A 13,392-nucleotide genomic window follows, 5' to 3' on the forward strand; every position below is an offset into this window, starting at 1 on the left:
ATGAAACGGACATTTTTACAGAGCCTTGCCCTTTACGCGACTGTGATCTTCACGCTGGTGATGATCCTGTTTCCGGTCTACTGGCTGCTGGTCACGGCACTTTCCACCACCGATGAGCTTTACCGCCTGCCGCCGACCTTCTGGCCGGACGATCCGCAGTGGGACATCTTCGCCCGCGTCTGGGCGGCAAAACCGATCCTGCTGTGGCTTTGGAATTCGATGCTGGCGGCCATCGGCTCGGTGGCGCTGTCGATGCTGGTTTCGGTCAGCGCTGGTTATGCGCTGTCGCGTTATTCCATGCGGGGTGGCGCGACCATGGGCCTCTTCGTCCTGACGGCGAAGATGCTGCCCGCGACGCTGCTGGTCATTCCGCTGTTTTCGATCTTTTCCAGCTTCGGCCTGATCGGCAGCCTGTGGACGCTGGTTCTGGCGCATTCGACAATGATCATTCCTTTCGCCACATGGATGCTGAAAGGCTATTTCGACACCATCCCCAAGGAGTTGGAACAGGCTGCCATGGTCGACGGCTGCTCGCCGATCGGCGCGATGGTGCGTGTCGTGCTTCCCATCGCCACGCCGGGGCTTGCCGCCACCGCACTTTATGCCTTCGTGCTCAGCTGGGCAGACTATGCCTATGCGCGCACCTTCCTCGTCAACTCGCCGGACAACTGGACGGCCAATCTCGGCATCACCACGATGCAGGGCGAATATGTCACCTACTGGAACGACATTTCCGCCGCATCCGTGTTCATCGCGCTGCCGATCATCGCAATCTACCTGTTCCTGGAACGTTATTTGGTCGGCGGCCTCACCGCTGGCGCGGAGAAATAAGCATGGCCAATATTTCCATTCGCAACGTCAGCAAGTCCTATGGCGCGCTCAACGTGCTCAGGCCGTTTTCGCTTGAGATCGAGAACGGCGAGTTCGTGGTGCTGGTCGGGCCTTCCGGCTGCGGCAAGTCGACGATGCTGAAAATCCTCGCCGGCCTCGAACCGGCAAGCGAAGGCCAGATCTTCATCGGCGACAACGAAGTGACGGATCTGGCGCCGGGTGACCGCGACATCGCCATGGTGTTCCAGAACTATGCGCTTTATCCGCACCTCACCGTTCGCCAGAATATCGGCTTCGGTCTGAAGATGCGCGGCACGGACAAGGCCGAGATCGACCGTCGGGTTGATGATGCGGCGCGCATTCTGGAAGTGACCCCCTATCTCGATCGCAAGCCCAAGGATCTCTCGGGCGGCCAGCGCCAACGCGTGGCGCTTGGCCGTGCCATCGTGCGCCAGCCGCAGGCCTTCCTGATGGATGAGCCGCTGTCCAACCTCGATGCCAAGCTGCGCGTCCACATGCGTGCCGAAATCGGCGCATTGCACAAGCGCATCGGTGTCACCACCGTTTATGTGACGCATGATCAGGTCGAGGCGATGACGATGGCGGACCGCGTCGTCATCATGCAGGGCGGCATCATCCAGCAGATCGCCGCACCCGACGAGCTTTTCAACAATCCGGCCAATCTTTTCGTTGCCGGTTTCATCGGCTCGCCGGGCATGAATTTCCTCAATGCGGAACTGCGTGACGGCACTGTTACCCTGTTTGGGCAACAGGTCTCCCTGCCGGGTGCCCTCGGCCGCCAGGGCAGCGTGATCGTCGGCCTGCGGCCGGAACATCTCGTTCTGGGCGATGCGCCTGTTACCTTCGATGTCCGTCCGACGCTGGTGGAAAGTCTGGGATCGGAAAAATATGTCTATTTCGATGCGGAGGGCGCAAGGGTCGCGGATGGCGAGGAGGGCAAGTCCAAGGGGCTGATCGCCCGCGTCTCGCATACCGGCAGCCTTCCCGGCAATGAGGCGCTCCGGCTCGGTTTCGATCCGGCCCAGCTTTATCTCTTCGATGCAACGACGGGAGCACGGCTATGATCCTCGTCACCGGATCGGCAGGCCGTGTCGGCCGTGCCGTTGTCGCCGCCTTGCGCGCACAGGGCCGCGCCGTTCGCGGTTTTGATTTGAGGCCATCGGCAACCGGCGGCGAGGAGGTCGTCGGGTCGCTGGAGGATGCGCAGGCGCTGTCCGAAGCCATCAGGGGCGTGAGTGCCGTCCTGCATCTGGGCGCCTTCATGTCATGGGCTCCGGCGGATCGTGACCGCATGTTCGCCGTCAATGTCGAGGGAACGCGCCGGCTTCTGGACGCGGCGTCAGCAGCTGGCGTGCGGCGGTTCGTTTTCGCTTCGTCGGGTGAGGTCTATCCGGAAAACCGGCCGGAGTTCCTGCCGGTCACCGAGGACCATCCGCTTTGCCCCAATTCGCCCTATGGGCTGACCAAGCTTCTGGGTGAAGAGCTGGTGCGCTTCCACCAGCGAAGCGGCACCATGGAAACGGTGATCCTGCGGTTTTCGCACACGCAGGATGCGACGGAACTGCTGGATGAGGAGAGTTTCTTTTCCGGTCCCCGGTTTTTCCTGCGGCCGCGCATTCGCCAGCAGCAGAATTTCGGAAACACTGCCATTGCCGAATTGCTCCAGTCCCGCGATATCGGTGAGCCGTCGCACATTCTGGCGCGCAATGAAAACGGCCGGCCGTTCCGTATGCATATAACCGATACGCGTGACATGGTGGCGGGCATTCTGCTTGCTCTCGATCACCCCGGGGCGGCGGGCGGCACCTTCAATCTCGGTGCCGATGAACCGGCCGATTTCGCCGCGCTTCTGCCGAAAATTGCGGCGCTGACCGGCCTGCCCATCGTGACAGTCGATTTTCCCGGCGACGGCGTTTATTACCATACGTCCAACGAGCGGATCAGAAACACTTTGGGGTTTGAAGCGGAATGGACGATGGACCGGATGCTGGACGACGCGGCGGCCGCAAGGCGGCAGCGACTCGCGAAGGAGCAGAGGCAATGAAACCGGAGACGCCGGGCGGCACGGCGGCGCTGGCCAAGGGTCTGACCCTGCTCGACATGGTTGCCGATGCGCCGGAACCGCTACGTTTTGCCGAGCTGCTACGCGCCTCCGGTCTGCCGAAGCCGACATTCGCGCGCATCCTGCGCACCCTCATCGCTTATGGCCTCGTCCGTCAGGATGAGGCCCGTGGCACCTATGTGCTGGGCCAGCGCTTTCTGGAAATGTCCCATAAGGTCTGGGAGAGCTTCGATCTCGTCTCGGCGGCGACCCCGGAACTGGAGCGGCTGGCCGCCGAACTGGGTGAGACGGTTGCACTGTGCCGGCTTGACGGCACCATGACGCAATATCTCGCCGAACGCTCGCCGAACGGTCTTTCGGTGCGCGTCGAGGTGGGGCGCCGTGTTCCCCTGCATTGCACCGCACCGGGCAAGGCGCTGCTCGCCTTTCAGGATCCCGCCGTTGGCCGTACGCTGCTGGATCGCCTGACGCTCGATCTGCAGACACCTAAAACCATTACCAGCCTCGATGCGCTGCAGGCCGATCTGACGCTGACGCAGGCGCGGGGTTATTCGATTTCCTACGAGGAGCATCTGCCGGGCGTGAATTCGGTCGCCGCCCCTGTCATGGGCCGGGACAATACGCCGATGGGCGTGCTCGTTGCGCTCGGGCCGTCGTCGCGGCTGGATTCCTCCAATATCCATCCCGCCGGGCGTGAATTGATTGCCGCCGCCCGCCGCATTACCGGTGCAGCCGGGGCCGTGGCGATCAGCTCGCGGCCACGCCCGCGTTCGGCAACGGGCCGCCCCAGCGCCGAACTCAGCTGTATTTTGCCGTGGGGTGCGCAGCTGGGGGAAAGCCCGGTCTGGCACGAGGGGGAAAACGCGCTCTACTGGGTGGATATCCTGCATCCGGCGGTGTACCGCTTCGATCCTGCCACTGGCCGCAACGAAACCTGCGAGACAGGCAAGCTGGTCAGCGCCGTCATTCCGGTCACCGGCGGGCGGTTGCTGGTGGCGTCGCAGGATGGCGTCGAATGGCTGGATTTCGCCTCCGGCCGGCTGACCCCCTTCGTCAGCCCGGAGGCCGGCATTGCCGACAACCGCCTGAACGATGCCAAATGCGGGCCGGATGGCGCGATCTGGGTCGGCTCGATGCGCATCGATGCCTCCAAGCCCACGGGTGCGCTTTATCGCATCAATGCCAATGGCGCATCCGAGCGCAAGGAAGGCGGCATCATCGTCTCCAACGGTCTCGGCTGGAGCCCGGATGGCAAGACCTTCTATTTCGTCGATACCGTGCCCGGCCTCATCCATGCCTATGATTGTGATCCGGCGACGGGCGCGCTGTCGCAGCGCCGTGAGTTCGCCCGCATTCCGGTGGCCGATGGCCGGCCGGATGGTCTGGCCGTGGATGCCGAAGGCGGTGTCTGGTGCGCCATCTGGGATGGCTGGTGCGTGCGCCGTTATCTTCCGAACGGCAAGCTGGATCAGGTGATCGACATGCCGGTGCCACGCCCTTCCAGCATCGCCTTTGGCGGGCCGGACCTGTCGACGCTGTTCATCACCAGCGCCCGCACGCGCCTGCCTGCCTCTACACTCGCCGATGCGCCGCTCTCCGGCGGCCTGTTTTCCTGCCGCCCGGGAATTGCCGGCGCGCGCATTTCGCTGTTTGAAGGATAAAGGATGCGTCTCGAAAGCGTCTTTGGATTGAAGGGCCGCACGGCGCTCGTCACCGGTTCCAGCCGTGGCATAGGCGCCGCCATTGCCGAGGGGCTGGCGGGCGCGGGCGCCCATGTCATCCTGCATGGCGTAAAGCCGGGCGCTGCCGCGGCCGTGCAGCACCGGATCGTCGCAAGCGGCGGCACGGCGCAGGAACTGGCGGGCGATCTTTCCGAACCCGGTGCCGGTCGTGATCTCATCGAACGGGCCGAGGCGATTGCACCGGTCGATATTCTTGTCATCAATGCCAGCGCCCAGATCAACGCCGTGCTTGCGGAACTGACACCGGACGATCTGGCGTTTCAGCTGACGGTCAATCTGGGCTCGACGGTGGATATGCTGCAGGCGGCCCTGCCGCGCATGGCGGCCCGCAAATGGGGCAGGGTGGTTTCCATCGGCTCGGTCAATCAGCTGCGGCCGAAGGGCATCGTCACCGCCTATGCCGCCACCAAAGCTGCACAGCACAATCTGATCCAGAGTCAGGCGCGGGATTACGCGCGCGACAATGTATTGCTCAACACGCTCGCGCCCGGCCTCATCGACACCGACCGCAATGCCCACCGTCGCGATGAGGACCCCGAAGGCTGGGCGGAATACGTCCGGACGCTGAACTGGATGGGCCGTGCCGGGCAACCGGAAGAAATGGTGGGGGCCGCCATCTTCCTGTCGTCGCAGGCCTGCAGTTTCATGACCGGTGAAACCGTTCTGATGACGGGCGGTTACTGATCACGCCATCCTTCGCAGGACCCGCATATTGGCGGATACATGCCGGTGGATGTACTGACCACGCGCGCTGTGCCGCTCAGGGGTCCTTGGGCGGAACGCCGCGAAGCCGCTCGAGAAGATAGGCGTGGGTTGCGGCATTGGCGACGATCAGCGTACCGGTTCGCTCATAGATTTCAGGCCCGCGCCCCCACCAGTCCGTCACGATGCCGCCGGCTTCCTCAACGAGCAGGATACCGGCTGCGGTATCGACAAACCCCGTCTCCTCGTAATAACCGGTAAGCCGGCCACAGGCCACGTAAGCGCAGGAATTGGCGGCGCTGCCGACGACCCGCACCGCGCCGATTGGGGCCCGAATATCGTCCAGACGCTGATAGGCGCCGGGATAAAGCGAAAGGTTGGGTGTTGGCAGGCCGGTGCCGACGCACATGAGTGCGATATCGCTGCTGGCATTGACGCGCAGGCGTTCGCCGTTGAGATATGCGCCTTCGCCCTTGATCGTCGTGAACATCTCGTCGGCGACGGGATTATAGACAAGCCCGCAGATCGTCTCGTTGCCGCGGCGCAGCGCAATGGTGATGGTGTAGTGCTGGCCATAGATGAAATTTGTAGTGCCATCGATGGGATCGACCAGCCAGCGATGTTCGGCATCCGAACCGTCAACCGGAGCGAATTCCTCGCCGGTCAACCCCCAGGGATACCGGCCGAGCAGGCGTTCGCGGATCAGCGTTTCGGACTGCCGGTCCGCATCGGACACGAAGTCGCCCGGTCCCTTGACGCCGATCTCGATGTCGCGGAAGCGCCTGAAATGCTCGAGCGTCAATGCGCCGGCCTCGCGGGTGGTGGCGATCATGTCTTCCAGAATGGCGGTGTAATTGACGGTCATCGGCTGAATGCCTCGGTTAGCCCTTCCGGGTCATCGGTGGTGATCTGGTCGACCTTGAGCCGCAGCAGCCGCCCGACATCGGTGATCGATTGCGGCGTGATGCCGTTGATGGTCCATGCATCGACACGGCGGCCTGCGGCGTGGACTGGGGCGATGATATCGATGCCGGCATCCTCTGCAGCAAGGACGATCCGATAATCGAGATAGATCATTCCGGCAGCCGGTGCCGTAGCGAGCGCCTGTTCGATGAAGCCGGAAAAGTCTTCGCCCCTCTGCAGCCTGGTGAGTGTGTCTTCCTCACACGGGTCATATCCCGTCTTGAGGTCGGGGACCGATGCGGCAAGCGCGGCGATGGCGTCGAAATCCCCGCCGGACAGGATCATGGAGCCCGCCAATGGCGCGATGCTTGCGCTGAAACCGGCGATGACCTGCGGGGTGAGGGCGTGCCGGTCCTCCTTGAAATCGAGCTGCAGCAGGGCATCGGGATGGATGATCTCGCGGGCGAGCAGGGTGCAGAGGTCTTCGAGCAGCATCACCCTTGAGGATACGGGCTGACCCTGATTGTCGCGCAGATATAGCTGGCGCAGGCTGGCGGCGGAGGCGTCTCGCACCCTTCCGGCGCCGGTGGTTTCCCGCTCCAGCGTCAGATCATGCAGCACGGCGCAGCCGTGGTCGGCGTGAATGACGAGATCGACTTCGATGCTCGCGCCAAGGCACATGGCCTCGATGATGCGCTCGCCGGTGAAGGCGGGATCGGCGGCGCGGCGGCGGCCGCGATGCCATTTGAGCCAGGTGCGGTGGCCGTCACGTTCGAGGAGGATGGGCATGGTCATGGTCAGCTCCGGTAGATTTGCCGGTTGTCGCGAAAGGCCGTGACGGCGCGGGGCAGGATATCGACCGCCTGTCCGGCCCGGAAGAGATCGGGATGGGCGACCATCGATTTGATCCTGATACCATCGGGAAGATCGAGATCGACAAGGCCATGGGTGCCGTAATCGGTTACCCGGTGAACGCTTGCCTGCGGCGTCTCGGATGTTGCCAGATCAACGGCCTCGGGGCGGATGGCGAGAATGGCGGGACCGTCGGCGACGGGCAGCGGCACGGTCAGACCGGCATGGGTGAAGGTTCCGCCCGAAACCACGCCTTCGATCAGGTTCATGGTGCCGATGAAGCCGGCGACGAAGGGGGTCTGCGGTTCGCGATAGATGACGTTCGGTCGGTCGATCTGCTCGGTCTTGCCATTGGCCATCACGACGATGCGGTCGGCCATGGAAAGGGCCTCGTCCTGTCCATGCGTCACGAACAGCGTGGTGATGCCGAGACGCTGCTGGATATCGCGCACCTCTTCCCGCAGGCGCTCGCGCAGATGCTGGTCGAGGCTGGCGAAGGGTTCATCCAGAAGCAGGATTTTCGGCTCCAGGACCAGCGAGCGGGCGAGCGCCACGCGTTGCTGCTGGCCACCGGAGAGCTGGCTGGTGGCGCGTTCGCCATAACCGGAAAGCCCGACCAGTTCGAGTACGGCCTCGACCTTCTCCTTGATCTGGGAGGCCGGCATGCGCCGCAGCTTGAGGCCGAAGGCGAGGTTCTTGAAGACATTCATATGGGTCCAGAGCGCGTGGCTCTGGAACACCATGCCGGTGGGCCGGCGCTCGGGTGGCAGATGGGTGACGTCTTCGCCGTCGATGGTGATCCGTCCGCCGGTCGGCTGTTCGAAACCACCGACCATGCGCAGCAGCGTCGATTTGCCGGAACCGGAGGGGCCGAGAAGGCAGACGAGTTCACCATCGGCGACGTCGAGCGAGAAGTTGTCGACTGCCTTGGTGCCACCGGCGAAGGTTTTCGTAACCCCGCGGATATGAAGTACGGACATGAATATTCCTAACCGCCGAAGCCGCGGGCGAAGGCGCCGCCGCCAATGACGCGGCGGGCGAACATGAGGGCGATGAATGACGGCACCCAGAGCACGACGGACAGGACCGCGCCATACTGGATGACCATCTGGTTGTTGATGTAGCTGATCATCAGCACCGGCATGGTGCGGATGCCGGGCGCGCCGATGAGCCATGCCCCTTCGGTTTCATAGAAGGTGCCGACGAAGCTCAGGAGCACGGCGGCGGCAATGGTCGGCCCGGCCTGCGGCAGCGTGATCGACCAGAAGACCCGCAGGGGACTGGCCCCGACATCGCGGGCCGCCTCTTCCATGCGGCGGTCGACGGCCTGAAACGCGGCGACGGGTATCCAGATCATGAACATCAGCGTGCCGACGAGCTGGATCAGGACGACGCCCCAGAAGGTGCCGATGAGGTTGAGTTGCAGAAAGATCGCCGCAATTGCCACCAGCAGCCCGAATTTCGGGAAGGCGTGACCGGCAAGGAAGGAGAAGAACAAGAGGTTGCGGCCGGGAAAGCTCATGCGGGCAAAGGCATACGCGGCGGGAAGGCAGATCAGCGCCGAAAGCAGGGTCACCACCGTCGTCAGCCGAAAGCTCAGCATCAGGGCGTTCCACACATCGGGGCGTCCGAGTGTCTGGCCCCAGAAACGGAAGCCGAACTGTTGCGGCACGACGTTGGGGTAACGCCAGACTTCGGTGAAAGCCCAGGTGCCGACGACGATGAGCGGCCCGACGATCGCAACGGTCAGAAGGGCGGCGAAGAATATGCCGGGCCAGTCGAGGCGCCTGCGCGCCGGTGCAAAAGCGGCCATGTTACTTCCCCTGATTGCGTGCGACTGAGCGCACATAAAAGAGGCCGAAGGCAATGCAGAAGCCGAAGGCGATAACGGCCTGGGTCATGGCGCCGATGGGGTCCTGCATATCGCGAAGGGTGCGCTGCATGAAGGGACCAATCATTTCCGGCGATGCGGGGCCAAGCAGATAAGGAAGGGTGAAGGAGGAGAAAATGCCGAGCACCGAAAAGGAAAGCGCCACGAGAATGGAATTGGAAATGCGCGGCAGGATGATATGCCAGAAAACCTGTAGCGCGTTGGCGCCCACATCCCGCGCCGCTTCCACGGACTGGTTGGCGACGCTGCCGAGGCCCGCCAGCAAAATCAGCACCGTCAGCGGGATATTGTCCCAGACAAGGCCGATGACTGGTCCCCAGGGGGTCAGATAGGGCGTGCGGATTTTCGGCAGGTCGACCGCGTTGAGCAGAATATCCACCATGCCATTGGGCCCAAGCACGCGGATGAAGGCGAAGGCGAGGATGATGGAAGGCACGAACATCGGAAAGATCGCCAGCGCCTGCACATAGGCCGAAAGGCGGCCCTGGGAAAAGCGCAGATAAAGCGCAATCGGCAGGCAGATCACCAGAAGCAGCATGGCGCAGACCAGAGTGGTCCAGAGCGTGACGGCGAGATTGTCGAGGCTGTAGCGATCCGAAAAGAAGAAGACGTAGCTCGAAAGATCGAACGTCGTTTCTCCATTGGTCCCGGTACGCCAGACGGTGCGCCCTATGGCGTTGATGGCCGGCCAGATGACGAGCCAGATCATCAGGAAAACGGGAATGGCGACGAGCAGGAGGCCGATTGGCCTCCTGCCTGCCGAATTGTCGATGAGCGGGCAGACCGCTCCTTCTGCTGCCTCGGTCACGACTTGCGGTCGACGTTCGGAGCAACGTGACGGTACCAGCCGTCATTGATGGCGGTTTCCCATTTGCCGGCCGGGAAGGTCGGAATGGTCTGCGGAATGATGTCGGCGAAGCGCTTGCGCAGATCGGCTGGGACATAGTCCCAGGAGACGCCGGGGAAACCGCCGAGTTCGGTGAGGATGGCGCCCTGGATTTCTTCGGAGAGAACGAAATTCGCCAGCTTGAGGGCGGCATCGCGATTGGCACCGTTCTCCAGCACCACGGCACGCGAGAAATTGCCGCAAAGTGCGAGGTCCTGAAGCTGGACGAGGCCGGTTTCCTTGGGCAGAACGCCCTGATCGATGGCCTGAAGCACCTGATCGGACCAGACCGGGGTCATGGTCACCACGCCCTGCGACAGAAGCTGCAGCGACTGTGTGTTGCCGGAGGAATAGGCGCCTTTGTCATAAAGCGACGGGGCGATATCGGCCAGCAGTTCCCACGCCTTGCCCAGAGCCTTGTCGCCGAATTCCTGGGTGTAGTTGTCGACCGTGAAAGCCTTGGGATCGAGGCCATTGGCCTGATGGACGGCGCGGCGGACGAAATTGCCGCCGGAGCCGCCCTTGTCGGGACGGTTATAGACGAACTGGCCGGGATTGGCCTTGATCCAGGTGACCAACTGTTCCCAGGTCTTCGGTGCATCCGCGGGCTTCAGCTTGGCTGTGTCATAGGCGAGCAGAACCTGGCTGCCGCGATAGGGCAGGCTGTATTCGCCCTGGAAGGCGAGCGGGTTGACGCGCGAATAGTTGGAAAGACCGGCTTTCGCCATGTTCACATAGATGCCGGCCTCGATGGCACCGGCGGGCAGCAGCGGGTCGGCCGTTTCGAAATAATCGGCCTGCGGATCGGTGCCCGTCTGTTTTGCGGCAATGGCACGCTCGCCGATGGCGATGATGCCGGCGCCGTCGCCCGCATCCACCAGGTTGAGCTTGAGGCCGGGATTGGCGGCCTCGAAAGCCGGCTTGATCGTATTCGACCAGAAATCGAGGATGTTGGTATCCGAGCTGGTGTACCAGTCGATCGTGCCCGGGGCGGCGAAGCTCATGCGCGGCGCAAGGGCAAGGCCGGCGGCGGCGCCTGCTGCTGATATCATGAAGGTGCGGCGTTTCATCTCTGTCTCCAGTGCTCTCGGCGAGTGGAATTGTTGAGCGCTGACCCTTTTTTGGAAAGATCGGAACGGCGCTGGCCCGCTTTGCACAGCCGTGCATTTTTTAACGGGTCGGCGGCGTTTCTAATGTCTTTCCTTAACGCTTTCGTGACACCCGGCTGGCGTCGCCCGGCTGACGAAAATTAGCGTCTGAATAATTTAGCTACGCCGCAAATTGTCATCACTTGCATGGGCCGGGTAACACTTCATTCAGTGGTTCTGTGAAATCTAAAATACGCAGGTTCCAAGGTTTTGTCGGCGGAGCCGGTAGAACAATCGGACCCCGTCTCACCCTGCCTTCGGCGGCTTTGAGAGGATATCCGCTTGTCGCCCTATGAGGAGGGGCACAGCTACCCGCGATGTTTGTTTATATCTCTCCCCGGCCACCCCGTGCGGGCGGTTGGCGGAGCGCTTGCCCCGAGGCCTTTCATGTCTTTCCTGAAGAATGCCAAGATAAAAACGAAGGTCGTTTTTGTCATTTCGCTGATGAGTTTGATGTCGCTTTCCGGAATCAGCTACGTCAGCGTGCAATATAAGAATACCGACAATGTCTATAGCGATTTCATCGCCAACGAGGCCCTTGCGGCGGTGCTGAACGCCCGGACCAGCGGCAATCTCAATGCGCTCGGCATGCAGATGCTTCGCGCCAGCCTCAATGATCCCGCCGGCAGTGATTTCGAATCGGCGGTCAAGACCTTCAGGGCAGACCGCAAACAGCTTGAGGAGCGCCAGAACAAGATCATGGAACTGGTGCCGGCCCGCATCGAGGCTGCCCGCGATATCCTGAAGGGTGTCGTTGAAGTCGAGGAGATCGGCAATCAGGTCATCACGCTCATGCAGGCGGGAAAAACCGCCGAAGCGCAGCAGATGGCGCTGAACGTCCTTCGGAAAATCGGCGAAGTGTCGCCGAAGATCAGCGCCGGCAACGAGCAGCTCATCCAGGTCATGAATGACGGCAGGCAGCGCCTCACCGCCAGCACCGATACGACGATCTGGACGGGCCTGATCGGCATAGCGCTTGTTTCCCTGGCCCTGATCGCACTTGGCCTGTTTGTCTCGTCGCGTGGCATCACCACCCCGATTGCGCGGCTTCGTGAGCGCATGGGATCGCTTGCGGCCGGTGATACGGCAGGCGAAATCGACGGAATGGACCGCAAGGATGAAGTTGGCCAGATGGCCGCTGCGGTTCAGGCGTTCCGCGAGGGCGCAATCGAGCGTCTCCGGCTTGAAGATGAGACAGAAGCCAACCGGTCGATGTCGGAAAAGGACCGGATCGAACGCGAAAAGCAGAAGGCGAGGGAAGCTGCCGACGTTCAGTTTGCCGTCGACAATCTTGCCACAGCGCTTTCGAAGATCGCCCAAGGTGATGTTACCTACCGGATCGTTCAGCCGTTCGTCTCCAGCCTCGATGGTATTCGCGGTGATTTCAACCGGGCCGCTGAACAGCTGCAGTCGACCCTTACCCAGGTGGCGCAGAATGCCCGTGGCATCGATGCCGGCGCCAACGAAATCCGGTCTGCGGCAGATGATCTGGCGAGACGTACCGAACAGCAGGCGGCGGCGGTTGAAGAGACTGCGGCGGCGCTGGAAGAAATCACCATCACGGTGAAGGATTCCACCAAACGTGCACAGGAAGCCGGTCATCTCGTCGGCCGCGCAAAGGTCGGCGCGGAAAAGTCGGGCGAAGTTGTGCAGAAGGCCGTCGCGGCGATGGAACAGATCGCGACATCCGCCAATCAGATTTCCAACATCATCGGCGTGATCGACGAGATCGCCTTCCAGACCAACCTTCTGGCGCTGAATGCCGGTGTGGAAGCGGCACGTGCCGGTGATGCGGGCAAGGGCTTTGCCGTTGTCGCGCAGGAGGTTCGTGAACTGGCGCAGCGTTCCGCCGGTGCCGCCAAGGAAATCAAGAACCTGATCACGACATCGAACAGTCAGGTGGAGCAGGGCGTGCAGCTGGTTGGCGAAACCGGCAGGGCGCTGGAACTGATCGTCACCGAAGTGCAGGACATCAACCGGCACGTCGCGGCGATCGCGGAATCGGCACAGGAACAGTCCTCCGGCCTCCAGCAGATCAACACGGCTGTGAACCAGATGGATCAGGATACCCAGAAGAACGCCGCCATGGTGGAGGAAAGCACGGCTGCAAGCCACGGTCTTGCACGCGAAGCGTCTTCGCTCAACGGCCTTATTGCCCAGTTCAAGCTGTCCGAAGGCGGTTACAGTGAAGCTTCCGCTCCGGTCCGCACCGTCTCTTCGTCCGACAGGCCCGCGGCGTCTCCGGCGCGCGCGCTTGGCGGCAGGATCAGGGCTGCGTTTTCCGGCAATGCCGCACTGAACACCTCTGCGGACAGCTGGGAGGAGTTTTGATGATTGCCGCGTTTTTGACGGCG

Annotated in this window: 12 protein-coding genes; 6 read left to right on the forward strand and 6 right to left on the reverse strand. The window is 62.4% G+C overall.

All coding sequences use genetic code 11. The features are described from left to right. From JZX88_RS24350 to JZX88_RS24370, 5 genes are read left to right on the forward strand one after another with little or no spacing between them, the layout of a single operon-like run. Entirely contained in the window at positions 1-831 is an 831-nt protein-coding gene (locus JZX88_RS24350) for a carbohydrate ABC transporter permease (RefSeq protein WP_046800465.1), read from the forward strand. 2 nt (positions 832-833) lie between these two features. Beyond that, positions 834-1,916: an ABC transporter ATP-binding protein gene (locus tag JZX88_RS24355; protein ID WP_206915006.1), complete on the forward strand. Its 1,083-nt coding sequence runs from the start codon at positions 834-836 to the stop codon at positions 1,914-1,916. Continuing rightward, positions 1,913-2,896, forward strand: coding sequence for an NAD(P)-dependent oxidoreductase (locus tag JZX88_RS24360; RefSeq protein ID WP_206915007.1), 984 nt, complete (start codon positions 1,913-1,915; stop codon positions 2,894-2,896). The genes JZX88_RS24355 and JZX88_RS24360 overlap by 4 nt, the downstream gene beginning before the upstream one ends. After that, on the forward strand, positions 2,893-4,575 hold the full coding sequence (locus tag JZX88_RS24365) for an SMP-30/gluconolactonase/LRE family protein (protein ID WP_206915008.1): 1,683 nt from the start codon (positions 2,893-2,895) through the stop codon (positions 4,573-4,575). Before JZX88_RS24360 ends, JZX88_RS24365 begins: the two co-directional genes overlap by 4 nt. Before the next feature lie 3 nt (positions 4,576-4,578). After that, the gene (locus JZX88_RS24370; protein WP_206915009.1) at positions 4,579-5,340 is read left to right on the forward strand and encodes an SDR family NAD(P)-dependent oxidoreductase; all 762 of its coding nucleotides are present in this window, start codon (positions 4,579-4,581) and stop codon (positions 5,338-5,340) included. Between the two features lie 76 nt (positions 5,341-5,416). Here JZX88_RS24370 and JZX88_RS24375 read toward each other — a convergent pair whose 3' ends face one another. Genes JZX88_RS24375 through JZX88_RS24400 form a run of 6 tightly spaced genes read right to left on the reverse strand, consistent with a single transcriptional unit; the run spans position 5,417 to position 10,960 of the window. After that, positions 5,417-6,223, reverse strand: a complete 807-nt coding sequence (locus JZX88_RS24375) for an inositol monophosphatase (RefSeq protein WP_065116462.1) — start codon at positions 6,221-6,223, stop codon at positions 5,417-5,419. Further along, positions 6,220-7,056 (reverse strand): glycerophosphodiester phosphodiesterase family protein, encoded by an 837-nt coding sequence (locus JZX88_RS24380; RefSeq protein ID WP_206915010.1) that lies wholly within the window; start codon positions 7,054-7,056, stop codon positions 6,220-6,222. Before JZX88_RS24380 ends, JZX88_RS24375 begins: the two co-directional genes overlap by 4 nt. A 2-nt stretch (positions 7,057-7,058) precedes the next feature. Further along, a complete protein-coding gene (locus JZX88_RS24385) occupies positions 7,059-8,093 on the reverse strand; it encodes an ABC transporter ATP-binding protein (RefSeq protein ID WP_206915011.1) in 1,035 nt (344 codons plus the stop codon). 8 nt (positions 8,094-8,101) lie between these two features. Then, entirely contained in the window at positions 8,102-8,926 is an 825-nt protein-coding gene (locus tag JZX88_RS24390; protein WP_110760116.1) for an ABC transporter permease, read from the reverse strand. Between the two features lies 1 nt (position 8,927). Further along, a complete protein-coding gene (locus JZX88_RS24395; protein ID WP_174029636.1) occupies positions 8,928-9,812 on the reverse strand; it encodes an ABC transporter permease subunit in 885 nt (294 codons plus the stop codon). Continuing rightward, complete coding sequence (locus tag JZX88_RS24400; protein ID WP_206915012.1) at positions 9,809-10,960, reverse strand: extracellular solute-binding protein; 1,152 nt, start codon at positions 10,958-10,960, stop codon at positions 9,809-9,811. The genes JZX88_RS24395 and JZX88_RS24400 overlap by 4 nt, the downstream gene beginning before the upstream one ends. A gap of 465 nt (positions 10,961-11,425) precedes the next feature. On the opposite strand from JZX88_RS24400, the gene JZX88_RS24405 reads away from it, so the two are divergent. Beyond that, positions 11,426-13,369 carry a methyl-accepting chemotaxis protein gene (locus JZX88_RS24405; protein WP_206915013.1) on the forward strand — a complete coding sequence of 648 codons (1,944 nt, stop codon included), beginning with the start codon at positions 11,426-11,428 and terminating at the stop codon, positions 13,367-13,369. Positions 13,370-13,392 lie beyond the last annotated feature (23 nt).

This window comes from Agrobacterium sp. OT33 (assembly GCF_017313365.1).
GTDB classification, from domain to species: domain Bacteria; phylum Pseudomonadota; class Alphaproteobacteria; order Rhizobiales; family Rhizobiaceae; genus Agrobacterium; species Agrobacterium rhizogenes_A.